The sequence below is a fragment of the Paenibacillus sp. 1-8 genome, assembly GCF_056316205.1.
In genome coordinates this window covers 5,294,049-5,319,633 of record NZ_CM149995.1, presented here as the reverse complement: position 1 = coordinate 5,319,633, position 25,585 = coordinate 5,294,049, and the positions used below count along the sequence as shown (strand labels likewise).

Here is a 25,585-nt window from a genome sequence, read left to right as displayed (position 1 = left end):
ATAATTGTCAGTGGCCTTTATTTGCGTACCAAATAGTATGTTATTATCTTATAGTTAGCCGTTTATATTGTCAAACGCAGGTTGGTTTATCCCGATAAAGGGAGATCAATATCAAAATAAATCAGAGTATTTGTACTATATTTATTGACAGTATTCTTTTCAATGAGTTATATTTACTGGGAAAAATATATTACCGATCAGTATGATATTTTATCGGTATTTAAAATCAATGGAAATAGGGTGTGTACATAATTGGAGGAGGATCATCACATTGATTCAGCTCATGGTTCTTTCATGTCTCGCCATGGAATTGTGATTGGTATACAGAAAAAGCTATTAGAATAGGGGAGATTGACCATGGAGATAGGTATTACTTCGTTTGTAGAAACGAAGCCTGACGTTCAGACAGGTGAAGTGATAAGTCACGCACAGCGATTGCGCGAAGTTGTCGAGGAAATTGTTCTTGCTGATCAAGTGGGACTTGATGTGTTTGGTGTAGGTGAGCATCATCGGAAGGATTATTCGGCATCTTCACCAGCAGTTGTGCTGTCTGCGGCTGCAGCGCAAACGAAACGAATTCGGCTGACTAGTGCAGTGACGGTGCTTTCTTCAGCTGATCCGGTGCGCGTTTTTCAGGATTTTGCTACGCTGGATGGTATTTCAAATGGACGTGCGGAGATTATGGCGGGCCGGGGTTCCTTTATTGAATCTTTTCCACTGTTTGGCTATGACTTGGATGACTATGATGAGCTGTTTGAACAAAATTTGGAATTGCTCCTTAAAATACGGGAGTCCGAAAAAGTAACCTGGAGGGGCGGGCATCGGCCAGCGATTAACAATTTGGGCGTGTATCCACGGCCCGTTCAGAATCCTTTACCGATATGGGTTGGCAGCGGGGGCAGACAGGATTCTGCTATCCGTGCAGGTCTGTTAGGACTGCCACTGGTCCTGGCGATCATTGGCGGGAATCCGACGAATTTTGCACCGCTCGTGCAGCTTTATAAGAAAGCAGCAGCGCACGCTGGTCATGATGAATCGCGGCTTAAGGTTGGGTCGCACTCGATAGGATTTGTTGGAGAGAACACTGAACGAGCCGCAGATACATTTTTTCCTTCTACCATGGCAGGTATGAATAGATTAGGCAAGGAGCGGGGCTGGGCGCATTATGATCGTTCTAGCTACGATGCTGCGCGCAGCTTTGAAGGTGCGCTGTATGTCGGCGATCCCGAGACTGTTGCCCAGAAGATCATTCACCTTCGCAAAAATGTAGGTGTTACACGCTTTATGCTGTATGTTCCGTTAAGCACAATGCCGCATGCTGAGGTGATGAGAGCCATTGAGCTGCTAGGAACAGAGGTAGCACCCCGAGTTCGGGAGGAAATAACCAAGTGGGAAGCTGAGACGGAAAAAAGATCATAATTCAATTATAGGAGTGATTCAAATGGATTTTGAAAGTCGGGTATTACCAGAATTAAGGTCGATATTAGCACAATTTCCTGGTTTTCAACTGGAGGAAAATTTAGCACTGAGCAGAAGCTATTTGTCGGGTCCTCCCATTGAGAAGTCGGAGCACGTACGCACGACAAGCCGGATGATTCCGAGCGTAGCAGGCGAGATATTAGTCAAAATCTACGAACCTGCCCAGCGAACTGACGTTAAGCTTCCGGCCATGCTGTGGATTCACGGGGGAGGCTATGTGATGGGGCATCCTGATATGGACGACGCTTTGTGCGAACGCTTCGTGCAGGCGGCTACATGTGTCGTCGTAGCGGTAGATTACCGACTTGCTCCCGAGCACCCCTACCCAGCTGCCATCGATGACTGTTATGCCGCTTTGACGTGGATGACCGACAAAGCTGAGCTGCTGGGCATCGACTTGGATCGGATCGCGATTGCCGGTGCAAGCGGGGGTGGCGGTCTGACCGCAGCGCTTGCTTTAATGGCTCGTGACAAAGGCGGGCCAGCCCTTATCTTCCAAATGCCACTATATCCGATGATCGACGACCGCAATATCACGGCGTCAAGTCATGAAATTACGGCCGATAACGCAACATGGAGCCGGACGAACAATTTGGAGGCCTGGAACATGTACTTGGGCGATCGTACCGAAGACAGCGAGGTGTCCCCATATGCGGCGCCTTCGAGAGCGGAAAGCTTGGCGGGGCTGCCGCCGACCTATACGTGCGTAGGCCAGCTCGATCTGTTCCGAGATGAGACGATCGAATATGTGGCGCGCCTTGCTCAAGCGGGTGTAGACGTCGAATTTCATCTGTATCCCGGCACATTCCACACCTTCGAAGGGATGGTTCCGCAAGCAGAAGTAAGCCAGCGCGCTAGCCAAAGTTATGTGGACGCGATTGCAAGAGCGCTTAATCCTTAAACAATTAAAGGGGCTGTCTCCAAAGGTCTGAAACGACTTGGGAGATAGCTCCTTTGTCAATCATAGGATCGTGTACTTATCTTAATTCGTACAAAGAGACTGTAAGTTACGCACTTTTTTGAACCTCAGTTTCAAATAATATTAAGCTGTTCTTGTATATGTAAAAAAGACCTACGGAAAATGGCGTGAGAACCCAAGCGAAAATGCCTGGAAAATGTGTTCCATTCTGACGTCATTGCATCTCACGTAGGTGATCATGGTTACTTACTCCTGGAAATTAATGATATTGTTATAAGTTTCCCTTTGTTGTAGGGTCACAATTCGTGTCGCTAAGATCGGGATTGGTAGAAATGTCACGATAATGGTTGAGCTTATATTCAATAATTTTTTGGGTTTCCATTAATCTGGAAATTTCTTGTTGAATCTTCTGGTTGTGTTGTTCCAGTAAGGAATGTCTGATAGGGATGGTGCTGTTGCCTTGCATCGAAAGTTCTCGATAATGCTTCATTTCTTCTATGGTCATCCCCGTGGCTTTTAATCGGGTTAAAAAGATAATCCCCTGAATCTGGTCTCTACTGTAGAACCTGTGTCCGTTAGCCTTTCGTTCTGCATAAGGCAGCAAGCCAATTCGCTCATAATAACGTATGGTATCCTCTGTTAAACCTGTTAGTTCTGCAGCTTGACTAATAGAGTCTATGGTCTCCGGAATTTCCTGCAAAGTATCCCACTCCTTAATTGTAACGATTACCAAGGCACTTCTCCATTCGCGTCGAAAAACCCTCCTGACGGCCCGTCATTATTTAAAGTGGCTAAACGAACAACGACAGCAGCAGCTTGTTGTACCGAACCCGGTCCTGTAAAGCCATTTAAGTCGGTGGCGGTAAAGCCAGGGTCAGCCGAATTAACTTTGAGAGGTGAGTCTTTGAATTCTTTGGCAAGCGTGACGGTGAACATATTAACCGCTGCTTTGCTGCTATTGTAGGCAAGCAAATTAAATTGGGCATACTCATGCTCAGGATCGCTATTATAGGTTAACGAACCAAGGCCACTTGACAAGTTAACGATTCTACCGCATGGAGATTCTTGCAATAAAGGCAACATGGCTTGTGTCACCGCGACCAAACCGAAAAAGTTTGTTTCATACGTTTCTCTTAAATCGTCCAAAGAGAACTGACTTGGAGGAGTGGCCCCTCTCAAAGATATGCCGGCATTGTTAATTAGTACATCAAGGGAACCAGATTCTTGTTTGATCTGATGGACTGCGGAATCAATCGTACTTTGATCCGTCACATCCAACAAAATCAATCGGGCTTCCACTCCATCATTAGCCAACTTAGCCACCGCTTGCCGGCCGCTATGCTCATTCCGTGATCCAAGCAGGATTGTAAAACCCATGCCCCCCAATTGTCTAGCCGTTTCGTAACCGATGCCTTTGTTGGCCCCAGTAATAAGAACTGTTTTTCCAATATTCATGAGCGGTTCCTCTTTTCATCATTCTTAAATTTGGCTGCCACCATGCTTTAAATGTACTACTTGGAGTGTACTTAAAGTCAACACAAAACCAGCAAAAATATAGTCCGAAGCTTGAGTCAGCAGCGTTCACCGCGTGAAATGAGCATGATGCCAAGCGAGACAAAGCCTGCACCCGCCAGATGGGCAAATGAGAAGGGTTCCCGGAGGATAATATAGGACAGCAGCAGTGTACTGACCGGAATACACCCGGTGTATACCGCTGCCGTACTGGCTGGTACCCTTGACACGCCCCGGAACCATAATACGTAAGCTAATGCTGTGACAAAGATACCATAATATAAGACAAGTCCAATATCCCTTGCACCAACGTCGTTGAAGTTGAACTGTCGTGCCTCCCCAAAGGAACAAGCCAGAAACATGAGGAAAGAAAAGAGTGTTATATACATGGTTCCAAGCAGGGAAGAGACATGGCTGGATAGCATCTTGCGTAATACCGTTAGCGCTGCTTCCCCGAACACGGCAGAGAGAACAAGCAGCATGCCAATGAATGAGGTTGCCTTGGGAGCAGAAAAACCGAACGCGGATATGTGAGGCAATTGCAGTGCCAAAACGCCGAGCAGTGAACATGCGATCCCGAGTCCAGGGCGCAGGGTGATCTTTTCTCTCAGCAGCACATACGAAAGAAGTGCAACGATAGCTGGCGTCAAGCTTGTCAGGATTCCGCTTTCAGAAGCAGAGGCATAGGTCAGCCCGTATAGCATCAGGACACGGAAGAGAAACATGCCAACCAGGGCCTGAATGAACAGGATCAAGGCATCCCCTTTGCTGATTCTTAGCGAAAATTTATGCCTGATTAACACAATGGGTACCAAGAACAGAAGGGCAACAGCCAGACTGGCAGATTGCGATAAAAAAATAGGCAGCCGCATCACGACCAGTTTGCCGGCTACCACAGAGCTGCCGACAATGACGGTTGCGATCAGTAATTCCATGTAAGTCGAAAGGGTTGGTTTGTTCATTCCTTCTCACCTCTTGTATAGATATTGATATATACTGTAGCAATAGGAATTGGTTCGTTGTAGATCCAGTTGAAGAGGTTTTTGACAGTACCGCTTTAGGGGGACAGCGTATGTGGGTATCTATAGATAAGAATGTGGCAGTTCCGATGCTGCGTCAGGTGTACCAGACTATCCGGGACCGTATTTTAGCCGGAGAACTGCATGCAGGATATAAGCTCCCTTCGACCCGGGTGCTGGCATCACAGTTGAATGTCTCCCGGAATGTTATTCTCGAAGCTTATGAAATGCTGCTGGCCGAGGGTTTAGCCTCGGCGCGCCCAGGTTCAGGTACCTATGTAGCCGAGGGAGCCGTCCTGCCAGGTTATGTACCCGCACCGCCTATCGCAGCGTCTGCGTCTGCATGGGATACTCCATATTCAAATGAGGTGTCGGTGATTTCCTTCCGGACGGGCCTTCCCGCGTTGGAATTGTTCCCGCGAAAATCATGGGCTGACTTGCTTCAGAGCGTATGCAAAGAGGCTCCCGATCTGGCACTGGGTTATGGCGACCCTGCTGGAGAGCCCGAGCTGCGAAGGGAGCTGGCCGATTATCTGGTTCACACCAGAGGAGTGAAAGCCAGACCGGAACATATCGTAATTACTAGCGGAGCGGTACAGGCGATTCAGCTTGTCACACGTTTGCTGCTGTCTGCGGGGGACGAAGCCTTGGTGGAGGAACCGACGAACGAAGATTTAAAAAGCATCTTGTCGGCTACAGGGGCAACACTGCGGAGCATGCCTGTTGATGATTCGGGAGTTATAACAGCGGATCTGCCGCAAATAAATCACCCCAAACTGGCGTATCTGACACCCTCGCACCAGTTCCCGCTGGGGGGCATCCTGCCGATCCAGAGGCGAATCGAGCTCATTCGGTATGCAGCCCGGACAGGGTGCCTGCTGCTCGAAGATGATTATGACAGTGAGTTCCGGTATGATGGGGCACCCGTTCACTCCTTGCAGAGCCTAGACCCGGAACGGGTGCTATACGTCGGGACGTTCAGCAAAATTTTGTTCCCCGCACTGCGGATTGGCTATATTGTTCTTCCTCCGTCACGTGTCGCCGATTTTATCCGGTTAAAGCAACTGGCGGATTACCAGACGGCGAGCCTGGAGCAAATTGTGTTGAGCCGGTATATCAGGAAGCGACTCCTTCATAAACATGTACATAAAATGAAGAAAGTGTACGCCAAGCGTCGTCAAGTCCTGCTTGATAGTCTGGAGCAGCATTTTACAGGGCAATACCGGGTATGCGGCCGGCCGGCTGGCTTGCATTTGGTAGCAGAGTTCCAGTTCCCGCTCCGAGAGGACTTGCAAGAATGTCTCCGTAGCGAAAATGTATTTGCGGCACAGCTCGAAGGGAACCGGCTGCTAATGGGCTATGGGCATCTGAATGAAAGCAAAATTCGTGAAGGGGTCAGCCGGATCAGGAAGGCCCTGCAACGGTATATATGAACGAATCCTATTGCGGCATTCGTAATATTGAGCAATGGTCGCTTGATCGGCTCATGGACTATTCCAGCGGTCCTTGCGATTTTATTTTGTTTCTTGTGGAAAAATCTTCGTTATTTAGCTATTTCAAATATATTGATGTGGCTTGTATCCGTACCTATGTGGTGGTTTTTCGTTGAGCGTATGAGGGAAGGCCAAGGTGCCGCGATTTTTATTTCCTCCTTGCCATTCATTGTGCTGTCACACGTATTTATTGTATTGATCCCCCAAATATTAATTGTTCTATTTAAGAACCTTATCTTGAAAAAGCTTAAAACCCCTCACCCCGAGGTGAGAGGTGGTCCTTAGAATCACTACATAAAGTCGAAAAAATAACGGATCACGTGGAAAAAGACGGGCGAGGTGTAGGTCAAGCTATCGACCCGGCTTAAGTAGCTTTTTTTCAAAGCATCGAACTTGTCGTCATCCCCAATTAATAAATCTCGCTTCAACACGGAAACCGTTAAGCTGCCGAAGAAGCCGCTCAAGCTGATCAGCATACCAAAAATGAGCCCGAATTTCAGATCAAATGGCGTCAGGTAGGGATAGATCAGATATGAAGCCCCTATCGTCACGATAAACGCGAATGCAAAGCCTTCCCAAGTTAAATTTGGGTTGGAGGTCGGCACCACTTTCCGTTTCCCGAAATAGAGTGATGCCAGATAGTGTGCAACATCATTGAGCTGCGTCAACACCACTAGAAAAAGTACAAGTTTCGCCCCGTATTGCGGCGTAGCAAACTGAAAGTAGGCCAAGTGGCTAAGCCCGAAAACCATCAGCATAAGCCCCCACTGGGTCGAGCTGACACTGCGCAGAAAACCGACCGTTCCTTTATTGATCAATCGCGGGAGCGGCAGGAGCAAGAATACATAAATAGGGATAAAGACAATAAACATCCCGTACCACCCGATATAAATCCAATAAAACTGCACAGGAATCGCCAAGTACGCCCACAAAAAAAGTCTGCGATCGGCTTTTCTGGATTTGATCATGGAGAAATATTCTTTCAGCGCAAAGAAAGTGAGGGCCATCAGGGAAAGCAGTGAAACGATCGGATTAAAAAGAGTTGCCAAGCAAAAGATAAAGAACATGCCCCACCAGGTTTTGATGCGAAGTCCGATGGCTGCATAGTCTTTGTTGGGCTGTGTTTTGACGATCACAACATATATCAGTTGGATAGCCAATAAGGCTGTGAAAATAAGGATTAACGTTAATAGCGAGCTGTCCATTGCCAATCACCAACTTATCGCGAGGTAGGAGTCCATTATAGGATTCCTATGTTATTATGAAGGAATAATCCAAACTTGATAAGGAGAAATTTCGTAAATGGCAGCTGATCAATCCGTCTTTATCTTGCTTACGAATACGGGAACATTTCTTACGAGAGTCATTAAAAGCTATACGAGGGCGCCATACAATCATGCCTCCATTTCCTTCAACCGGGAGCTTTCGGAGTTATACAGCTTCGGGAGAAAGACCCCCAATAACCCGCTGGATGGTGGTTTCGTGAAAGAGGATATTAAGACAGGTACATACAGCAGATTTCCGAATACAACATGTGTCATCTACGAGCTTCAAGTAACCGAGCGTGAAGTCGAAAAAATGAAACGGGTCCTACACGTCTTTATCCGAAGTCGTCAAAAATATATGTATAACTTACTGGGTTTGATTGGTATTGCACTCAAAGAACCGGTCGAGTTCAGTAATTCCTATTTTTGTTCGCAATTCGTCGCAGAAATTTTACAGCGATCCGGCATAAAAATATGGAACAAGTTGCCTGCTCTTATTACGCCGGACGATTTTCGGCAAAGCGACCGACTGCATTTGATTTATGAAGGGAAATTGAGTGACTACGAGTCTCAATCCTGAGCTGGAGCGCTCCGAGCGCCCTTTTATTCAAACGCCCCGCGCACCTCTTTAACAATTCGCTTTAATGCATCAATCCGCCTAACATTTAATTCGCTGACAGCAGCCGTGTATTCATCAATTCCAAATTAGACAAGCGTCATATTTATAGTTACTATAGAAAGGTAAATAAAATTTGAATGGAGGATTTCATATGAAAATCGCATTAACAGGAGCAACCGGGCAACTGGGTTCCATCGTGGTAGAGGCGTTGCTTGCATCCGTATCGGCAGAAGACCTTATTGTTAGCGTGAGAAATCCGGAAAAAGCAGAAAACTTGCGTGCCCGTGGCGTTGACGTTCGTCATGGCGATTTTGATAAACCGGAGACGCTGGACCAAGCGTTTGCTGGTGTAGACCGACTGCTGATTATATCCGCAGACGGCGATAATGATACGAGAATCCGCCAGCATAAGGCTGCTGTGGATGCTGCTGTACGTGCGGGAGTAGGCTTCATCGCTTATACCAGCGCTGCCAAAGCGGCTGAAAGCACTCTGTTCCTTGCACCTGTACATCGTATAACGGAAGAGTTCATTCGCGAATCGGGCATCCCTTACTCTTTCCTGCGCAATAACTGGTATCTTGAAAATGAAGCAGGCACGATTCAATCCGTGCTGGCCGGGGCTCCTTGGCTGACCTCAGCAGGTTCCGGTAAAGTAGGTTGGGCTGCCCGTGCAGATTATGCGCAAGCGGCGGCAATCGTATTATCCGGCGAAGGGCATGAAAACACAATATATGAGCTTTCCGGCAAGTTGATTACCCAAGAGGAGTTTGCAGCGATTCTTGCTGAGGTGCTGGGTAAGGATGTGCCTGTACAGCAGGTAGACGATACTGCGTATGCCGACATTATGCTTGGTGCGGGCGTACCTGAAGCCGCAATCCCTATTGTGGTCGGTATTCAACAAGCGATTCGCGAAGGAGCTTTGGATGTTGTAAGCAATGATTTCGAGAAGCTTCTGAAACGCCCGCTTACGCCGCTTAGCCAAGGAATTCGTGAGCTGGTTGAGCAAACAAAGGCATAAACGTGCCGTAGAGTACATTTTCAATATATGATTTTGCTTATGATGAAGGATGCTACCTAACGAGGTGGGCATCCTTTTTCAATCATCATAATCATTTCAAAGGGAAAGGGTAATCCCAAACTAATTTCCTCCATGAGTGGAATCGTTGCTGATTATCCAATATACTTGTAAGGGACTCCAAGGAGGGCTTGGAGCAAGGTTTGTTCATAGGACGATCACAGGTGTAGAATTGATAATGAATGGAGTACATAAGACGATGTCTAATTTGCCAAATTGCCCGGAATGTAATTCAGAATACACGTACGAGGATCGGAGTCTTTTCATTTGCCCGGAATGCGCTCATGAGTGGTCTTCCGATTCAGAAGCAGCAAATAACGAAGATGTAAAAGTCATCAAAGATGCCAATGGTAACGTTCTGAAGGACGGTGACTCTGTAACTGTCATTAAAGACCTTAAAGTCAAAGGAAGCTCATCCGTCCTGAAAATCGGCACAAAAGTAAAGAATATCCGTCTAGTGGAAGGCGATCATGATATTGATTGCAAAATTGATGGCTTCGGAGCGATGAAATTAAAATCGGAGTTTGTGAAAAAGAACTAAAGGCTATGTTAATGCAACCCAACGAGTTTGGAGTTTTTACTGGAAAAACCCTTTGATATAAGAGGGTTTTTTCTTTATATTCGGACAGCTTCAGGAGGTAGAATCATAGTCATAGATGGACCAACAGCAACAGCCCTGAAACTTGAATTGGAAAAAGAAATATGCTGTTTATCTCATACGTATTGCAGAGACACTTTTCAGTTCAATGAGGATAAGCCAAGAAGAAGCTAGACGCTTCTCCTTGGCAAGTGCTTTGTTTATAACGGTGCCAGCCAAACGGTTCCTGTTCCCCTGTACACATTGACAAGCCCTTCGCCGGAAGCGGCAGAGCCCATTTTGGTTTTTCCAGATTTCTCGACGGTAAACTGTAAGGTATTGGACCACATGAGGGCAAAATTGCCGTCCACTTTTAGGATATCATTTTGCAATTCTATAATAACAGCTTCTTCGGAAGGGATCGGCGCTTGCAGGGCAAGAACTCCTTTTCCCCGAGCGCTTAAATTAAATAATCCTTCTCCGCCAAGTGCGGCTGAGGAAAGGTTGCTGCGGGCAACGACGGATATGTCCAGTGTGGTTTCACAAGCTAAAAACAGGCTATCTTCAATAGCAATGTGATCATTATCGACATCAATGAGCCAAATGTAACTATAAGTAGGCTCCAGCATAATCGTACCCGTACCCTTATAGTGAGGTTTGATGGCACCTGTTCCTGTTACAGCACCGGACACCAAATTTCGCATTAAGCCTCCCACGCCCTTTACGCCGGTAGTCATTTCCATGCTACCCACAGTATACTGCATAGCTCCCGCCTTCATCATAATTTCGCTATTGTTGATTTCGATCATGAGCTGCTTGCGGCGCATGCTACTTTTGCTCATATAGTAATTAGCTTCCGCAGCCGCAACCGAGGTGCAGCTTAAATCCGATATGTATTCCAATACGGTAAATCCACCTAATTGGTCTGTGATGGCAACATTGCTGTTATCCTTTAGGTTATTGATGACAAAAGCCATGGATGTATGAGCCCCCTTGTTGTATTCACGCTGTGAGGATTGAAATCTCTTTTATTCCATAAAAATATTCGACAGAAAGATATCGTTTCCTGCGGGAAATCCTCAGGTTCTCTTCAGCTGGTTCCATATTTAGAAGGCAGAGCTTGAAAAAGTTATAAAAAAAGTTCAAAATAAAGATATCGGTTTTTAAAATGGTTTGCTTACAAAGCAGCCGATGGGAACGAGAGATTGAAGTAGGGGGTAGGGCAAGTGGAGATAGGTATCAGCACATTTGTAGAAACAACGCCGGATACACAAACGGGTGAGATCATCAGTCATGCGCAACGAATACGTGAAGTTGTCGAGGAGATTGTGCTTGCAGATCGGGTAGGGCTGGATGTATATGGCGTGGGAGAGCATCATCGTAAAGATTATGCGGCATCTGCTCCTGCGGTAATATTAGCTGCTGCTGCTTCGCAGACCCAGCGGATTCGGCTGACCAGCGCGGTTACGGTGCTTTCCTCGGATGATCCGGTACGTGTATTTCAGGATTTTGCTACGCTGGACAGCATCTCGAATGGACGAGCTGAAATCATGGCAGGCCGGGGTTCTTTTATCGAATCCTTCCCGCTGTTTGGCTATGATTTAGATAACTATGACGAACTGTTTGATGAAAAACTCGAACTGTTGTTGAAAATAAGGGATTCTGAAAAAGTCACCTGGGAAGGTGGACATCGGCCTGCGATCAATAATCTGGGCGTGTATCCACGTCCGGTTCAAAATCCGTTGCCCGTATGGATTGGTAGCGGAGGCAATCAGGAATCTGTGGTTCGCGCGGGCTTGCTCGGGTTACCATTGGTTCTGGCGATTATTGGCGGTAGCCCTGTGCAGTTTGCGCCGCTTGTGGAGCTGTATAAAAAAGCGGCTGCGCACGCAGGGCATGACGCATCATTACTTCCGGTTGCATCACACTCACATGGTTTTATCGCAGAAAATACCGAGCTTGCAGCCGACAAATTTTTCCCTTCCACCCAGCAGAGTATGAATGTGCTTGGGCGGGAGCGTGGATGGGGTCCTTACACTCGTTCCAGCTTTGATGCCGCGCGTAGCTTTGAAGGGGCGTTGTATGTAGGCGATCCCGATACGGTTGCCAAGAAAATCATTCATCTGCGGAAGCAGGTAGGCATTACACGCTTTCTGTTGCACGTACCTGTAGGTACGATGCCGCACGAGGATGTCATGAGAGCCATTGAGCTATTGGGAACAGAGGTAGCCCCACGGGTTCGCGAGGAAATATCCAAGTGGGAAGCTGAGAGTAAATAAGTGGATTTACCTCAATAGATAAAAGAGAAAGGAGCAGACCCATGGGGATGAGGTCGCTCCTTTTTTGGTTCTAAAATAATCTGTATGTGCGTGCTTGAAAAGGTAATTCTTTAGCTTGGCTTAGCTAGCCTGTTTTGCGAAATGCCCAATTATTTATTTGGTCCGTTTTTTATGCGCGATGCGTTTTTGCAATAGAGGTTTCCCTTGTTTTAGTTTCTTAGGTGTTGCAGGGACTCTGCGTAAAGGTTTTTCTTGTGTTGCTTTTGAAGGCAGTGTCATGCGGAGAGTGGATGATTCAGGTTTTCTTTGACTACTGCTCGTTATAAAGTTGATGGTGTAGTTCAAGACGAACGGACTAACTGCGATTCTCCGAAATCCCACGCTTCTACAAGTGGTACAGCCTGTATCCCAGCACCAATCGAAGGCCTGCTCAGGAACTTGAGTGAAGTATGAACCCCGCCACTCGCGTCCAAAATCATCCTCGGCATAATAAAAGAACGTATTACCTCCTGCGAAGCCGCTCCAAACCTGAATGGTCTGACCGGGGTTCACACGGAACCAGCCTGTTTTAGAATAGTTAACAGGACTACAGCTGAAGTCCGGGTAGGCATAGGCAACAAAGATAGCTGCATTGGTACTGTTGCGAAAATTAAGACCCATTGTCGTCACTTCTTTCCTCATATAGTAATTATACAATGTATCCTATGAGCGTTTTGAAAGAAGGAAACGGACAAAAGTCTCTTAATTGCTATAATTGAACCATTTGCTGATGTCTATTTTGTTATATTCATTCATAGATCGCCATTCGTTCGATTCTGGTTGATAGGTATAATCTTTTTGCCATGTCATGATGTTTTCTGCAATTGCACGTATGGAAGAGGTGATATAGAAGACTTCCTGATTCGTCATTATGGGATGGAGGGATAGGCGCACCCAGCCCGGTTTTCGCGATAAATCTCCCGCATGGATTAGGCTTGTCATTTGATTAGAGGTTTGCTGGTCGACACCCAGCAAATAGTGTCCATACGTTCCTGCACAGGAGCAACCGCCGCGGGCCTGAATTCCGAACCGATCATTCAATAATTTTACGATCAGATTGTAGTGGATATGGTCAACAACGAAAGAAACGATTCCGAGTCGTTCTTGGCTTCTTCCACCTAAAACGTGCAGGCCTGGTATTTTGTCCAACCCGTTTAACAATAACGACGTTAGTTCATTTTCGCGCTCCAACATGCGCTTTTGTCCCATCTGTTCTTTTAGCCGAATGCAGAGTGCCGTTCGAATGGCTTGTAGAAAAGCAGGAGTTCCTCCATCCTCACGGGCTTCAATATTATCTTTATACTCGTATCCCCCCCAAGGATTGGTCCAGCTTACCGTGCCGCCTCCGGGCTGATCCGGAGCATAATTGAGGCACAGCCTCGAATCCATAATTAAAACGCCGCTTGTACCGGGACCACCAAGAAATTTATGGGGAGAAAATACAATCCCGTCCAGTTTCTCAAGGGGATCTGTGGGGTGCATGTTGATCTCGGCATAAGGTGCACTTGCTGAAAAATCAATGAAACAAACGCCGCCATGTTCGTGCATTTTGCGGGATAGCTGGTAAATCGGCGGTTCAAACCCTGTAACATTGGAGCAGGCTGTAAAAGTGCCAATCTTGATAGGGCGATGTTGGAATTGAAGCAGCAGTCGTTCGAGATGAGTTGGATCGACAATCCCGTCGGGACCCGGAGGAAGGCATACGACGTCTCCAATGGTTTCTGCCCAGGAAATATGATTGGAATGATGCTCCATGTGTGTAACGAAAATAAGGGGGCGTTCTTTTTCGGCGATGGGGTAAAGGGGCTTTAATTTTTCATGTATTTTCAATCCTAACAGCCGCTGAAGCTTATTTACCGCTCCCGTCATACCAGACCCGGCGAACAGGATGATATCGTGTTCGTCAGCATGAACGTGGTTCTTAATGATTTGCTTCGCCTCTTCGTAGGCTTGGGTCATCAGAGTACCTGTCAAATTAGACTCCGTATGGGTATTGGCCACAAAAGGGCCTAATTCATTAGCTATTTTCGACTCGATGGGTCCATACAGACGGCCGCTGGCTGCCCAATCCGCATACATCAGCTTTTTTTGCCCATATGGAGATTCAAAGGTCTGGTGATATCCGATTGTACTTTCGCGATACCTTTGGAAATAAGCCTCGTTAGAAGGCTGATACCTGCAATTACTGCTTCCAATTCGAGCCATGAGCATACGGCGCCTCCCAAGTCGTTCTGTCTTCTTAGGGTACGTAGGTAGGCCTAAATGGGTTAAAAAAATAGGCAAGTGTCATCATTTTTTCAAAATAAAAGCCTCATCCGAAAGCCGGACAAGGCGTGCGTACATCTTATATGAACAGCTGCATATCCGATTCGAGCGCATCCTTGAGATACGTTTTGGCCTCGATGATTTCTAATTCAGGTATGAATTCTTCGGGTTTAAAACCCATAATGTCCACCGATAGCTTGCAGGCATAAAATTTGACATTCTTTTTCCGTGCCCCCTTCAAAAAGTGAATCAGCCTCGGGGCTTCGTTATCTTCGATCATTTCTGTCAGCATCAGCTTGCCCAGACCGCTAAAATTCATTTTGGACAACGGCAGCTCCTCAGGTCCTTTTGGAGTCATCCAGCCCATGATTTTTTCATAAATCGTTTTGTCCTCAAGCGTCATTTTATCAGGATCACGAACCAGAAATAGTCCCCAGAACGCAAAAAACATCGTCACGTCCACGTCCAATTCCCGAGCCGTATTCGCCAAAATCAGTCCAGCCATCGCCTTATCGTAATCCCCGCTGAACATGAGCAGGTTCATCTTTTTGTCCACTACCTTCCGCCTCCATTACCAACAGATATATTCAGTATGGATTGGGAAATGAAAAGTATGCCCAGTTCACATATCGCTCACAATTAGGAGGCAACTATCGTAAGAAGGAATGAATGTCAAATCTTTTGGAAGAGCCAATCTTACTTTACCTCCTTTCAGTAACACTGTAAAATATAAAGTATGCATATTTATGTCTTATACCCATCCAAAGGAGAGTGTAACTTATGAGTGAAAGCTGTGCTCCTACCGGGGTGATGCTAAAAGATACTGGGTTCGGATATACGTTGTCCTTAATAGGCGGTAAATATAAAATGATCATTTTGTATTGTCTATCTGAAAATAAGGTTATGCGGCATAATGAGCTGAAGCGAAGGATCGGTACCATTTCTTTTAAAACGCTAAGCATCATGTTAAAAGAACTGGAGGCAGATGGCCTGATCATACGCAAGGAATTTCCCCAAGTCCCTCCAAAAGTTGAATATTCATTATCTGAACGCGGTCTTTCTCTCATTCCATTGTTAAATATGATGTGCGAGTGGGGAGAGAATAACAGTTCGCCAGGAAGTATCTCCTAAACAAGGAAATGCTTCTTTTTTAACTTTAATAAATCTACTTATTACAGGTTGTCCATAAAATTCAAATAATCTTTCGCGCTATTTTCCAAATGGCGTGTAACCAGCTCATTTTCTTTGCCAGGCTCATTTTCACCAGGTTCGCTTTCTATACCATAAAACGCAAAAAACGAACGATAATCCGCATTGCAGTATAGCAGTGTAGTTTCAAAAGGAGATAATAAATGTTCAAGCGTATAGCGGTATCTTCCCTCTTCGCTGTAATCTTCTTTTTTGATTCCGGCAGATACAGCTAAGCCGACTTTACGATTCTTTAATTTATCCCCTCCATTTGAGCCATATGCCCAACCATAAGCAAAAACATCGTCAAGCCACTTTTTAAGAAGTGGCGGACAATTAAACCAATAGACCGGGAACTGTAAAACAAGATTACGATGTGATTCAATTAATTGCTGTTCTTTTTCCACATCAATGTTTCCGTCAGGGTAAATTTTATACAATTCGTGTACAGTATACTTTTCAGGATGTTTTTTGAGTTCTTCTACCCATCGCTTATTAATCACGGATTTTTCTATGTTTGGGTGCGATACGATAATGAGAGTTTTCAAAGATTTGCCCTCCTTGAATATGATTTACTTCTAGAGTATAGAGTACGCACTGCAAATAAGTAAGTATGCACTTTTAGTACAGGTACTTACATAAAGGTTAGTGTTATTTCCACCCTCGCATTACCACTATTTATGATACGGTTTGCTGTATATCATTTTCTTCTCAGGGTGAGAATATATAGTCAAACTTTAAAAAAAATAAAAAAAATCATTTTCTTAAGCCCGAATTTCGATTAAAATATAAGTATTATTCATACTTATGAATCGGAGCGGTGGATATGGATCAATTCAAATTTAAATCCGAACAGAACAAAATGATTGTTGATGCTATCGTAGATGGATATCGCGACTATATTGAGCATCGTAAAGATCGAAAAGCAAAAATGAAGATTAGTTCAGCTTTTGCCTGGACCAAGGGTAATTTTATCGAAAGTAAGATCGCAGAAGAGTGCGTTGATCACGGTTTTACATATAAGAAATCGAAGGCTGGATTAACGTGGGACTATCTCCAATTTATCCATGGCGACTCCAAAATTCTCTTTCTTATTAAGAACGCCGCTTATTTCAATGAGAAATGCTTTTCACAAGCGAAGCTACCTAGTAATTATGGTAGGAAAGGTCCACGTCGTACTTATCTTCATGAACTTTCAAAAATCAACAAAGATTTAGTGTTTTCCCCTACTGAGCAATCCTCTAAAACAGGGGAAGAACCTGAACAGCTTTCTTTTCTCATTTTAGAGAGTCAGGTAAAAGATGAGCTTGAAAGCTTCAAAACGTCCTATAATGAGTTCCATATACTCACATATGCACTTGATGAGGCCTATCAGATATCTGAAATAATGCATTATTTGCCTAATCCAAATAATAACATTGCTTATCTGATAGAAGATCTCTCAAATTTTATCTCTGGAGCTGATTTAACGGAAGAAGAGCGCGAAGTAGTTGCGCCAGAAATGAATGAAGATATTATGGATCCAGCAGCATTCGATATCGGGATCTTGGAAGAAGAGCAGCACAACTAGACAAGCAAGATTGTGTTAGTCAAATAAGGAGGGAGCAGCATGTTCATTGGTGAAAATTTGACCAATCTACGGATCATGCATGGATATTCGAGAAAACAGCTCTCCGAAATGTTAGGTGTTACGGAACAAGCAGTCTGGCAGTACGAGAACGCGTATACATCTCCTAAAATGCAAATCGTGAACGAGTTAAAGCGGATTTTCAACGTGAAAAGTAAATACTTTTACACTAAAGACATGCTTGCTCGGAACATCACACCTGCCAACGTAAACGTAATGAATATCGCTTATCGTTCAAAAGTTTTGAACGTCATCTCGAAGACGCAGGCAGAAGCGAAGCATGTTGAATACTTAGATGCTTTTATTAACTATATCACCGCCAAAGTTAGTCTCCCCACCCTCAAAATCATTAGGTTAAGGGACGAAGTTATCGAATATCTAAACCATTCAGATGACGATAGATCGACTCAAATCAATAAAGTCGCTCATTTGGCACGAAAAAGACTTGATCTAGCGCAAGGTACAAACGAGGACCTTATGTTTCTGGTCGAAAAAAGTGGAGTATTCGTGTTTGAGAAGGCAATGGGTGAAGACATTGATGCTTACAGCCTCTGGACTCGCAACGATCGACCTTATATCATATTAGGGAATATGAAACGATCAGCCGTTCGGAGGAACTTCGATATAGCACATGAATTGGGCCATTTACTGCTTCATTATCGCCTTGAGTTTACTAATTTAAATCGAAAAGAACACAAAATTATTGAGAATGAAGCGAATATGTTTGCTGGGGCATTCTTATTACCAGAAGACGAATTCGCACTTGATATGAAAAATGTTGTCCATATCACAAATCCAGACAATTACTTGGATTTGAAGAAGAAATGGAAGACATCGCTGCAAGTGTTGGGATACAGGGCAGCTCATTTGGGGAATCTTGAACCAAAAGATCATCGGAACTTCTATGCTGCTTTACATCGAAAAGGTTATTTGAAAATTGAACCGCTCGATGAATTAATTCCGATTCAAAAACCAATGAAGATCAAAACCATTATCGACCTTGTTTCTAAAAAGGGACTCGTGGACATTCGTCAAATGGTCGAGAACGATTGGAAAACGGAAATATCCTTCTTTTATCATATGACAGGAATTGATTCTGACTTTTTTAATAAGTATTTGACGAGAAGCCTGGATTTCGGCCTACAAAATGTCACGGATATATCCAAACGTCTCTCTGATGAAAATAAGTAAGTATAACTATGATTTTACCGCCAGACGATACCAATGTCATATCTCCAAACCGCTCCCATTCTGTATAATCTCAAGGGAATTCAAGACACAAGCCTGAGATTGGGAGGGTCATGGAAGTGACTACAGAGAATAAATATAAATCGCTTGAACTGGAAAAGCCGGGTATCTACGAGTTGGAGGGGCTGGAAGTTGGGGTCACCTCCAATTGTAATTTCAAATGCGATTATTGCTGCGCATACCAGCGGAATGATGGACAATGCATCAGTAGTAAAGAAGTGATACGCATCATCGATGGAATCCCCACCTTAAAACGCGTGAGGCTGTCCGGGGGAGAGGTAACCTTGAAGTATCAGGATTGTCTGGACATTGTGGCTCACTCTTCGAGCAAGGGAATCGCTACCCAACTCAACACTAATGCCAGCTTGCTCAGCCCTGAACGGATTGAGAGGTTACGTGACGCGGGACTTTCCAATATCCATATCTCCTTCAACTTCACAGACCCCGAAAAATATGCGGCATATTATCATGTTCACCCTCGCATGTATGAGAAAATCGTTCAAAATATCCGGTTGTGTACCGAAGCCAAGCTGGAAACGGTGCTGGAGACGTTGCTGTTTGCGGAGACGCAGAACAATATGCCAGCTATTAGTGAAAAGGTATATGAACTCGGTGTGCGCATCCATGAAATCCAAAACAGCATTGTGATGGATCATACCAACTGGAACGCCATCTCCACCAAGGAAGCACTTGTCCGTTCCGTTCATGACTTAATCGCACATAAAAAGGACGACACCGTGCTGTATTTCACCTGTATGGATCGTTTTGCAGAAGCTTTAGGCTTCAAGGAGCAGCCGGGCGTATATTTTTCCAACTGTGTTGATGGTAAAAAACAGCTTCATCTTCACGGGAATGGTGATATTCTGATCTGTGAGCTGTGCCATCCTGTTGTTATCGGCAACATTTACAACGGAACCTCTCTAAAAGACATTTACACCCATAAACCGAAGCCGCTTCAAGAGTTTCTGGACAAACTGCCTTGTCCTGCCTATGATGCACTTTTCCCTGTAGAAAGCTGAGAGAGGAAAGATGTAAGTAACGGAGTATGCGAGGCTTGTACAGCATAAGAGAGTTTTAATTTTTACTAATAACATATCCATATGTTATAATATTCCTTAACAACAGAATGGCTTAGATGGGCGGTCGGCTAGTCTCCTGCAAAGGAGGTGATGCCTGTGGAGGTTAAAGATGCTCTGACATTAATGATGATGTTCGGTACGCTAATTATTGCGTTAATCGGATTAATCGTCACGATTGTTATTGCGTTGAACCAAAACAAAAAGAAATAGACCGCCCTCGGACAAGGTAAACGGTCTATCTTCACTGATCTAAACTATAGCCGACCGCCCTTAAAAGCGGCTGTTGCTAAAGAGCAGGGATGTTAACGCATCCTTGCTCTTTCTTAATTATGTTCTTCTTAACTGTATTTTATCACAGTTTTATCAGCATTTACAATGCGGAAAAGCGAAAGGAGGTAACTATCTTAAGTATAGATCGAGGATGTTCCAGTAAAGGATGAACACAAATACAACAAGGATCAGCAGGGTTGCAAAAATAAAGTATATATCTTTAACAACCCCCCGTGTGAGTTTTGGATTTTTCTCGATTATAATGCTGCTTTAATGACCTTTTTATAATACAGGATGGATAGTATCCCGAAAATGGAATATAAGGCGGTGTATAGTACCATAACGATGATCATAGGCATCCAAATTTCGGTTCCAAATAAGAACCAGCCGGATTGGACGGCGAAATAGCTGTGTGAAAGGCCGATTACTAATGGAATGCCGAAGTTAAAAAGTTGTTTTATTTTAATGCCCCTAAGCAGATCACCTTGTGTGAACCCCAATTTTCTCAACACCGTATAATTAGCTTTTTCGTCTTCGCTCTCATCCATTTGCTTAAAGTAAAGGATACAGCCTGATGTAATGAGAAAGGTGAGTCCTAAAAAGCCGACAACAAACATGATCACTCCCATGTTTCTCTTCTGATTACTGCTCATTTCAAGGCGTGATGTTTGTTGATCATTAAAATTCGCAGCTGCAAAGAGACGATTGGCTTCTTCAATTTGTTCTGCATTAATCATATCAATTCCAATATATAAGGATGATTTCTTTTGAATCTCAGGATTAGCATCTTTCTTTAACCGCTCAAATATGGTTTCGTCTACAATGGCAGTGGGTAGTCCCCCGGCTGTAAAATAGTAGGGAATAACATACTCCTTTTTTAGACCCAAATATTGTTGATGTATGACTTCTTTTTTTCCCTTCAAATCCAATGGACCAAAGTTTTTCAAGGACATAAATTTCTGTAACAGATCATTATAGCCCGTTAAAATTGCTTGACCTGGAGATACATCCGTACCCTCCACAGATTGATCGCTTATGACAGGCAGTGTCATGGAATTCGCACCGATATTTATTCCTTCCAGAGGAGTCTCCATGATTTGCGCTGTGTCCACACTGACTTGAATGACTTCAATTTTCTTTTCACGATACTTTATATCATGCTCATGAAGTAACGTTGTGAATTTCTCTGCATCCGGTACATTCGTCATTGCAAAATGGGAAGGCACATTGTCCTCAGCTGCTTGATCCGCAGAATAATAGGCGATATAGCTTAAGGAGAGTAAACCGATGGCAAGTGCCGATACCGTCGTAATAATGGTCAGTAATAAAGCATTCGATTTCATTCGGAACATAATGGATGACAGAGACAGCACCTCATTGATGTTTAAATAGCCGCCTTTACTTTTTCTGATGATATTTGAAATAAAGCGGATAGATCCTTTATAAAAAAGTAGTGTTCCGATGATGACAGAGCCCAAAATAAACACCATAGCCATAAATAATTCATTCATGGATGTAAAGTCTCCACCAAACAATTTGGAAGAAACATAGTATCCTACAGCGATGAATGAAACTCCAATGATCCCGATGATCATCTCATAGATAGATATTTTCTTGATTTTCCCTTCGGTGGTTGAGGTCACTCTGAACAAAGACAAAATACTCTGTCTTTTGATAAAGGAATAATTCATGAGCATGATCAACAGGTAGATGATACAAAAAACGATGAGTGTTTGGATAAGTGCTTGGTTAGAGAAATATAGAGTGGCAATGGCTTCGACGCCCGTCGTCTTAAATAAAATCATGATCACCAATTTGGAAAAGGAAAATCCAACTCCGATTCCAATAAACAGGGAACTGAAGTATAGAATTAAGTTTTCAGCACTCAGGATGCGAAAAATTTTATTTTTGGTCATTCCGATTAATTGAAATAAGCCAATTTCTTTGCTGCGTCTTTTTATGAAAATATTATTAGCATACAAAAGGAAGATGCAGACAATGGCGACCAGCAGGACGGATGCTGTACGTATGGAAGCCGCGCCCTTAACTGAACCCTTCACTTCGTCCATGGAGGGATCATATTGTAACGTGACAAAAGCGAAATAGAGCGCAACACTGAAAATGAGAGCAAAGACATACAGGTAATAATTTTTCAGGTTTTTTTTCAAATTTTTCAGGATGAGTTGATTAATGTTCATATTGGACCCCACCTAAGACCCCTTGGGTTCTCATGATATCCTGGAAGAAGCTTTGTCTTTCCTGCCCGCCTTTATGAAGCTGCGTATACATTTGCCCATCCTTAATAAAAATGACCCGACTGCAATGGCTGGCAGCGACGGGGTCGTGCGTGACCATAATAATGGTTGCCTTGCGCTTCTGGTTTAGCTGGCCCAGCTTGTTTAACAAATCGGAAGCGGATTTGGAATCCAGCGCACCCGTAGGTTCATCGGCAAAAATAATACTGGGCTCATGAATAAACGCTCTGGCCGCAGATGTACGCTGTTTCTGTCCACCCGAGATTTCATTGGGGTACTTATCTTTCAACTCATAAATTCCCAGTTCTGTAGCCACTTCCTGAAATCTTCGGTTGGCCTCTTTTTTAGGCGTTTTGGTGATGGATAAGGGTAAGAGAATGTTCTCCTTCACGGTTAGCGTATCCAGCAGATTATACTCTTGAAAAATAAACCCTAAATGCTTTTTGCGGAATTCAGCCAGTTGCTTTTCCTTCATTTTCGTCATTTCGATGTCATTGATTTTAATGGACCCGTGGCTCACGTGATCAATGGAGGAAAGGACATTCAGCAGTGTGGTTTTACCTGAACCAGAGGCTCCCATAATACTGACAAATTCGCCTTCTTCAATGAGGATATCAATTCCCTTTAATACCTCCTGCATATTTAACTTGTTACCGTAGCTTTTATGAATTTTATGAGCTTCTAAAATATTCACTTCGATGCACTCCTTATTGTTCTTGTAGCCTTATTATAAAAATAGAGCCGATGTTTTTCCTTTGATTGGGCGAACAATACATAAAAGCATGTGACATCTCTGTCACATGCTCACCATGCTCACGAAATCATTTCGTTTGGGGAAAATTAAAGTGAAGGTTGTACCCACATTCGGTTTGGAGTGCACATCTATATGTATGAGCAAGGAATGTGCTGCCTTTTTCGTTAAATATAATCCCATGCCCGTTGAAGTATGATCAGAATGTTGGGTTGTGGAGGTAAAACCTTTCTCGAAAATACGGGGTATATCCTTCGGATCAATACCGCGCCCAAAGTCTTGGACCTCAAGCTGTATTCGCTCCTTTTGTTCATAGCTGTGAATGATAATATCACTGGCATCGCTATATTTGATGGCATTGGTTAAGAGCTGTCTGATGATAAAAGCCAGCCATTTGGCATCACTCAGCACTTCCATGTGCTCCAATTGGATGTCAAAACCGATCCCTTTTTGGATGCACCATGACTGTAGTGCTTTGATCTCTTTAAAAACCAGAGATTTTAAATCCACTTGCTCGACATACAAATCATTTTCAATAAAAGATATGCGTTTGTGATGGAGCTGCTGGTCCAGCAGTAAGTGAATTCGTAGCCATTCATAGGTTAACTGAGCCTTTAGTGATTTGTCGTCCAATCGCTCAATCATCAAATGCATGGCGGTCAAAGGTGTTTTTACCTCATGAATCCAGGATAATAGTTCATCTTTTTCGTGTTCAAGTGTTAATTGGTTTTGCGAGATGATCTGTTGTAACCGTTCGATCTGGTCAGTGATTTTTTGTTCAATGATTTGCTCAAACGGACTCTCGGGTTCACCTATACCCGTTAATTCGAGAGGGCTTTCCCATTCTTCCAGTGCTGTATAGAATTTGGTTTCCTTAGGATAGCGAACGATTAAGAAAACCAAGAAAATCATCATAGATAAGAAGACAATATAAAGGATCGGCATCAACGGGATTGCTGCATCCACATAAGCGATGAGCAGGATAAGGAATTGCTGACATACAAAAAGTAGAATCCAGCTTCGCCTTTCCATAAGATATTTTTTAATCATAGGCATGTGCCTCTTCTATGGCCATGTAGCCTTGCCCCACCCTCGTTTCAATGAAACGGCCCAAATCCAGCTCATCCAGTTTTTTTCGCAGGCGATTCAAGTTGACGGTCAGGGTATTGTCGCTGACAAAACGTTCATCATCCCATAGGCTTTTAATTAATTCCTCCCGGGGGACAATTTTGTTTTTTTGCTCAATCAGCAGCTTTAAAATATAAATTTCGTTCTTGGTTAATTCGATGGAGCCAGTCTCATTGGCAACTACATTCTTTTCGTAATCGACCGTGGCTCCACACCATGTTTTGAGAGAGACGGGTTCTGTATTGTAATTGTATACGCGGCGAAGTGTCGCCTGTAATTTGGCAATGAGTACATCAAAATGAAACGGTTTTTGAATAAAATCATCTGCTCCAAGCTGCATCGACATCACCATATCCGTAGGGTGATCACGCGATGATAAGAAAATGATAGGGACGTTAGAGTGGGATCGAATCATTCGACACCAATGAAACCCATCAAATTTGGGCAATTGAATATCAATCACGACCAGATCAGGCTTTATCGTTGTGAACTCCTGAATGACTTTACTAAAGTCCTGGATGCCATACACATCATAGGCCCATTGAGTTAACCTGTCCTTAATTTCATGGAACAAAGTCTGATCATCTTCAATTAGCAAGATTTTGAACAACGATTTCACCACTTTTTACTTTTTTTATTTAAAGTGTATAGCAAAATTGGTTTATGTGCTATATGTGTGAGTCTCCACTTTATACTGCGATAATCTGCTGTTAATAGTTGAGGTTTATAGTTGGGTTTATATTTACTATCTCATAAATTTTAAAGGATGGATGCAATGATGGGAATTCACACGTATTTTCGGTCGCTAAATGAGCTGGAAAGAATCATACGTTGTCCGGGCAAGTTTAAATTTGAGGAACACAGCGTATCGGCTCATTCCTGGAAAGTGGTACAATACGCCAAAACACTGGCTGATATTGAAGAGAGAAACGGGGTTAGCATTGACTGGAAAAAGCTTTACGAGATCACAAGCAGTCACGATTACGGGGAGATTTTTATTGGAGACATTAAAACACCTGTTAAGCATTCCTCCAAGGAGCTCCGGTTATTAATCCAGCAGGTCGAAGAAGGTATGATTGAGTATTTTATCGAAGAGAATATTCCGGAGGATTTTAAAGCCATTTTCCGCAAACAGCTCCGGGAAGGTAAAGACAATTCAGTAGAAGGCTTAATCCTTGAAGTTGCTGACAAGATGGATCAGGTGTATGAAGCGTTTGCCGAACTACAGCGGGGAAATACCGAAAAAGAATTTATAGTCATGTATCGTAATGCGCTTGTGAAAATTAAAAACATTCAATTAAAATGCGTGGATTATTTTTTGGAAAATATCCTGCCGGATATGGTAAAGGAAGAAACGCCTTCATCCATTGATATTAAAAAGATTACGGAAGAAGCCTTGGCTCTGTAAATGAATTACCTCACCGTCCAGAAGCTACAGAAGCGCTTCTGTTCATACATAATGATGTCTATTTCTGCTTGCAATGCAATTACGAAAAAA

26 protein-coding genes are annotated in these 25,585 nt (G+C 43.8%); 13 read left to right on the top strand and 13 right to left on the bottom strand.

The features are described from left to right. The first annotated feature begins 357 nt into the window (after window positions 1-357). Together AC0WRU_RS24545 and AC0WRU_RS24540 are read left to right on the top strand one after the other, a co-directional pair. Window positions 358-1,419 (top strand): LLM class flavin-dependent oxidoreductase, encoded by a 1,062-nt coding sequence (locus AC0WRU_RS24545; protein ID WP_476126680.1) that lies wholly within the window; start codon window positions 358-360, stop codon window positions 1,417-1,419. Window positions 1,420-1,441: 22 nt separating this feature from the next. Continuing rightward, window positions 1,442-2,380 carry an alpha/beta hydrolase gene (locus AC0WRU_RS24540; RefSeq protein ID WP_476126679.1) on the top strand — a complete coding sequence of 313 codons (939 nt, stop codon included), beginning with the start codon at window positions 1,442-1,444 and terminating at the stop codon, window positions 2,378-2,380. 289 nt (window positions 2,381-2,669) lie between these two features. On the opposite strand, the gene AC0WRU_RS24535 is transcribed toward AC0WRU_RS24540, so the two are convergent. The 3 genes from AC0WRU_RS24535 to AC0WRU_RS24525 form a co-directional block, all read right to left on the bottom strand. Then, complete coding sequence (locus AC0WRU_RS24535; protein WP_476126678.1) at window positions 2,670-3,098, bottom strand: MerR family transcriptional regulator; 429 nt, start codon at window positions 3,096-3,098, stop codon at window positions 2,670-2,672. A 26-nt stretch (window positions 3,099-3,124) separates the two neighbouring features. Continuing rightward, the gene (locus tag AC0WRU_RS24530) at window positions 3,125-3,853 is read right to left on the bottom strand and encodes an SDR family oxidoreductase (protein WP_476126677.1); all 729 of its coding nucleotides are present in this window, start codon (window positions 3,851-3,853) and stop codon (window positions 3,125-3,127) included. 116 nt (window positions 3,854-3,969) lie between these two features. Beyond that, on the bottom strand, window positions 3,970-4,872 hold the full coding sequence (locus AC0WRU_RS24525; protein WP_476126676.1) for a DMT family transporter: 903 nt from the start codon (window positions 4,870-4,872) through the stop codon (window positions 3,970-3,972). Window positions 4,873-4,982: 110 nt separating this feature from the next. On the opposite strand from AC0WRU_RS24525, the gene pdxR reads away from it, so the two are divergent. Then, complete coding sequence (gene pdxR, locus AC0WRU_RS24520; protein WP_476126675.1) at window positions 4,983-6,362, top strand: MocR-like pyridoxine biosynthesis transcription factor PdxR; 1,380 nt, start codon at window positions 4,983-4,985, stop codon at window positions 6,360-6,362. Window positions 6,363-6,712: 350 nt separating this feature from the next. Here pdxR and AC0WRU_RS24515 read toward each other — a convergent pair whose 3' ends face one another. Then, window positions 6,713-7,627: a phosphatidate cytidylyltransferase gene (locus AC0WRU_RS24515; protein WP_476126674.1), complete on the bottom strand. Its 915-nt coding sequence runs from the start codon at window positions 7,625-7,627 to the stop codon at window positions 6,713-6,715. A 97-nt stretch (window positions 7,628-7,724) separates the two neighbouring features. Between AC0WRU_RS24515 and AC0WRU_RS24510 the strand changes: the two genes are divergently transcribed. From AC0WRU_RS24510 to AC0WRU_RS24500, 3 genes are all read left to right on the top strand, one after another. Continuing rightward, on the top strand, window positions 7,725-8,267 hold the full coding sequence (locus AC0WRU_RS24510; protein WP_476126673.1) for a hypothetical protein: 543 nt from the start codon (window positions 7,725-7,727) through the stop codon (window positions 8,265-8,267). 190 nt (window positions 8,268-8,457) lie between these two features. Then, window positions 8,458-9,324, top strand: a complete 867-nt coding sequence (locus AC0WRU_RS24505) for an SDR family oxidoreductase (RefSeq protein ID WP_476126672.1) — start codon at window positions 8,458-8,460, stop codon at window positions 9,322-9,324. A gap of 256 nt (window positions 9,325-9,580) precedes the next feature. Beyond that, window positions 9,581-9,922: a zinc ribbon domain-containing protein YjdM gene (locus AC0WRU_RS24500; RefSeq protein ID WP_025686189.1), complete on the top strand. Its 342-nt coding sequence runs from the start codon at window positions 9,581-9,583 to the stop codon at window positions 9,920-9,922. A gap of 257 nt (window positions 9,923-10,179) precedes the next feature. Here the strand turns inward: AC0WRU_RS24500 and AC0WRU_RS24495 are convergent, their stop codons facing one another. Further along, the gene (locus AC0WRU_RS24495; protein ID WP_476126671.1) at window positions 10,180-10,935 is read right to left on the bottom strand and encodes an AIM24 family protein; all 756 of its coding nucleotides are present in this window, start codon (window positions 10,933-10,935) and stop codon (window positions 10,180-10,182) included. A gap of 249 nt (window positions 10,936-11,184) precedes the next feature. Here AC0WRU_RS24495 and AC0WRU_RS24490 point away from each other — a divergent pair, with 249 nt between their 5' ends. After that, window positions 11,185-12,237, top strand: a complete 1,053-nt coding sequence (locus tag AC0WRU_RS24490; protein ID WP_476126670.1) for an LLM class flavin-dependent oxidoreductase — start codon at window positions 11,185-11,187, stop codon at window positions 12,235-12,237. 153 nt (window positions 12,238-12,390) lie between these two features. Here AC0WRU_RS24490 and AC0WRU_RS24485 read toward each other — a convergent pair whose 3' ends face one another. From AC0WRU_RS24485 to AC0WRU_RS24475, 3 genes are all read right to left on the bottom strand, one after another. Beyond that, window positions 12,391-12,897 carry a DUF1036 domain-containing protein gene (locus tag AC0WRU_RS24485; RefSeq protein WP_476128713.1) on the bottom strand — a complete coding sequence of 169 codons (507 nt, stop codon included), beginning with the start codon at window positions 12,895-12,897 and terminating at the stop codon, window positions 12,391-12,393. Between the two features lie 81 nt (window positions 12,898-12,978). Further along, complete coding sequence (locus AC0WRU_RS24480) at window positions 12,979-14,487, bottom strand: aminotransferase class V-fold PLP-dependent enzyme (RefSeq protein WP_476126669.1); 1,509 nt, start codon at window positions 14,485-14,487, stop codon at window positions 12,979-12,981. 133 nt (window positions 14,488-14,620) lie between these two features. Continuing rightward, window positions 14,621-15,097, bottom strand: coding sequence for a DsrE/DsrF/DrsH-like family protein (locus AC0WRU_RS24475; RefSeq protein ID WP_476126668.1), 477 nt, complete (start codon window positions 15,095-15,097; stop codon window positions 14,621-14,623). 224 nt (window positions 15,098-15,321) lie between these two features. Between AC0WRU_RS24475 and AC0WRU_RS24470 the strand changes: the two genes are divergently transcribed. Continuing rightward, entirely contained in the window at window positions 15,322-15,672 is a 351-nt protein-coding gene (locus tag AC0WRU_RS24470; RefSeq protein WP_476126667.1) for a winged helix-turn-helix transcriptional regulator, read from the top strand. A gap of 41 nt (window positions 15,673-15,713) precedes the next feature. On the opposite strand, the gene AC0WRU_RS24465 is transcribed toward AC0WRU_RS24470, so the two are convergent. Further along, window positions 15,714-16,277, bottom strand: a complete 564-nt coding sequence (locus tag AC0WRU_RS24465) for an NAD(P)H-dependent oxidoreductase (RefSeq protein WP_476126666.1) — start codon at window positions 16,275-16,277, stop codon at window positions 15,714-15,716. 278 nt (window positions 16,278-16,555) lie between these two features. Here AC0WRU_RS24465 and AC0WRU_RS24460 point away from each other — a divergent pair, with 278 nt between their 5' ends. The 4 genes from AC0WRU_RS24460 (at window position 16,556) to AC0WRU_RS24445 (ending at window position 19,893) form a co-directional block, all read left to right on the top strand. Next, a complete protein-coding gene (locus tag AC0WRU_RS24460; RefSeq protein WP_476126665.1) occupies window positions 16,556-17,299 on the top strand; it encodes a spr1630 family ClpXP-sensitive toxin in 744 nt (247 codons plus the stop codon). Window positions 17,300-17,338: 39 nt separating this feature from the next. Then, window positions 17,339-18,547, top strand: coding sequence for a spr1629 family repressor/antitoxin (locus AC0WRU_RS24455; RefSeq protein ID WP_476126664.1), 1,209 nt, complete (start codon window positions 17,339-17,341; stop codon window positions 18,545-18,547). A 116-nt stretch (window positions 18,548-18,663) separates the two neighbouring features. Then, window positions 18,664-19,623, top strand: a complete 960-nt coding sequence (locus AC0WRU_RS24450; protein WP_476126663.1) for a radical SAM protein — start codon at window positions 18,664-18,666, stop codon at window positions 19,621-19,623. A 156-nt stretch (window positions 19,624-19,779) separates the two neighbouring features. Beyond that, the gene (locus AC0WRU_RS24445; RefSeq protein WP_222822241.1) at window positions 19,780-19,893 is read left to right on the top strand and encodes a putative holin-like toxin; all 114 of its coding nucleotides are present in this window, start codon (window positions 19,780-19,782) and stop codon (window positions 19,891-19,893) included. Between the two features lie 317 nt (window positions 19,894-20,210). Here the strand turns inward: AC0WRU_RS24445 and AC0WRU_RS24440 are convergent, their stop codons facing one another. The 4 genes from AC0WRU_RS24440 to AC0WRU_RS24425 form a co-directional block, all read right to left on the bottom strand. Then, window positions 20,211-22,151, bottom strand: a complete 1,941-nt coding sequence (locus AC0WRU_RS24440) for an FtsX-like permease family protein (protein WP_476126662.1) — start codon at window positions 22,149-22,151, stop codon at window positions 20,211-20,213. Next, the gene (locus tag AC0WRU_RS24435) at window positions 22,141-22,902 is read right to left on the bottom strand and encodes an ABC transporter ATP-binding protein (RefSeq protein ID WP_476126661.1); all 762 of its coding nucleotides are present in this window, start codon (window positions 22,900-22,902) and stop codon (window positions 22,141-22,143) included. Before AC0WRU_RS24435 ends, AC0WRU_RS24440 begins: the two co-directional genes overlap by 11 nt. A 102-nt stretch (window positions 22,903-23,004) precedes the next feature. Further along, complete coding sequence (locus AC0WRU_RS24430; RefSeq protein WP_476126660.1) at window positions 23,005-24,009, bottom strand: sensor histidine kinase; 1,005 nt, start codon at window positions 24,007-24,009, stop codon at window positions 23,005-23,007. Continuing rightward, window positions 24,002-24,697, bottom strand: a complete 696-nt coding sequence (locus AC0WRU_RS24425; protein WP_476126659.1) for a response regulator — start codon at window positions 24,695-24,697, stop codon at window positions 24,002-24,004. Before AC0WRU_RS24425 ends, AC0WRU_RS24430 begins: the two co-directional genes overlap by 8 nt. A gap of 168 nt (window positions 24,698-24,865) precedes the next feature. On the opposite strand from AC0WRU_RS24425, the gene AC0WRU_RS24420 reads away from it, so the two are divergent. Next, a complete protein-coding gene (locus tag AC0WRU_RS24420; RefSeq protein ID WP_476128712.1) occupies window positions 24,866-25,495 on the top strand; it encodes a YfbR-like 5'-deoxynucleotidase in 630 nt (209 codons plus the stop codon). The last annotated feature ends 90 nt before the right edge of the window (window positions 25,496-25,585 follow it).

What these genes read in the sequence shown, in the direction of transcription:
- AC0WRU_RS24545 (WP_476126680.1), top strand. Translation starts at nt 358, where the DNA reads ATGGAGATAGGTATTACTTCGTTTGTAGAAACGAAGCCTGACGTTCAG.
- AC0WRU_RS24540 (WP_476126679.1), top strand. Translation starts at nt 1,442, where the DNA reads ATGGATTTTGAAAGTCGGGTATTACCAGAATTAAGGTCGATATTAGCA.
- AC0WRU_RS24530 (WP_476126677.1), bottom strand. Translation starts at nt 3,853, where the DNA reads ATGAATATTGGAAAAACAGTTCTTATTACTGGGGCCAACAAAGGCATC.
- AC0WRU_RS24525 (WP_476126676.1), bottom strand. Translation starts at nt 4,872, where the DNA reads ATGAACAAACCAACCCTTTCGACTTACATGGAATTACTGATCGCAACC.
- pdxR (WP_476126675.1), top strand. Translation starts at nt 4,983, where the DNA reads ATGTGGGTATCTATAGATAAGAATGTGGCAGTTCCGATGCTGCGTCAG.
- AC0WRU_RS24515 (WP_476126674.1), bottom strand. Translation starts at nt 7,627, where the DNA reads ATGGACAGCTCGCTATTAACGTTAATCCTTATTTTCACAGCCTTATTG.
- AC0WRU_RS24510 (WP_476126673.1), top strand. Translation starts at nt 7,725, where the DNA reads ATGGCAGCTGATCAATCCGTCTTTATCTTGCTTACGAATACGGGAACA.
- AC0WRU_RS24505 (WP_476126672.1), top strand. Translation starts at nt 8,458, where the DNA reads ATGAAAATCGCATTAACAGGAGCAACCGGGCAACTGGGTTCCATCGTG.
- AC0WRU_RS24500 (WP_025686189.1), top strand. Translation starts at nt 9,581, where the DNA reads ATGTCTAATTTGCCAAATTGCCCGGAATGTAATTCAGAATACACGTAC.
- AC0WRU_RS24495 (WP_476126671.1), bottom strand. Translation starts at nt 10,935, where the DNA reads ATGGCTTTTGTCATCAATAACCTAAAGGATAACAGCAATGTTGCCATC.
- AC0WRU_RS24485 (WP_476128713.1), bottom strand. Translation starts at nt 12,897, where the DNA reads ATGGGTCTTAATTTTCGCAACAGTACCAATGCAGCTATCTTTGTTGCC.
- AC0WRU_RS24480 (WP_476126669.1), bottom strand. Translation starts at nt 14,487, where the DNA reads ATGCTCATGGCTCGAATTGGAAGCAGTAATTGCAGGTATCAGCCTTCT.
- AC0WRU_RS24470 (WP_476126667.1), top strand. Translation starts at nt 15,322, where the DNA reads ATGAGTGAAAGCTGTGCTCCTACCGGGGTGATGCTAAAAGATACTGGG.
- AC0WRU_RS24460 (WP_476126665.1), top strand. Translation starts at nt 16,556, where the DNA reads ATGGATCAATTCAAATTTAAATCCGAACAGAACAAAATGATTGTTGAT.
- AC0WRU_RS24455 (WP_476126664.1), top strand. Translation starts at nt 17,339, where the DNA reads ATGTTCATTGGTGAAAATTTGACCAATCTACGGATCATGCATGGATAT.
- AC0WRU_RS24440 (WP_476126662.1), bottom strand. Translation starts at nt 22,151, where the DNA reads ATGAACATTAATCAACTCATCCTGAAAAATTTGAAAAAAAACCTGAAA.
- AC0WRU_RS24430 (WP_476126660.1), bottom strand. Translation starts at nt 24,009, where the DNA reads ATGATTAAAAAATATCTTATGGAAAGGCGAAGCTGGATTCTACTTTTT.
- AC0WRU_RS24420 (WP_476128712.1), top strand. Translation starts at nt 24,866, where the DNA reads ATGGGAATTCACACGTATTTTCGGTCGCTAAATGAGCTGGAAAGAATC.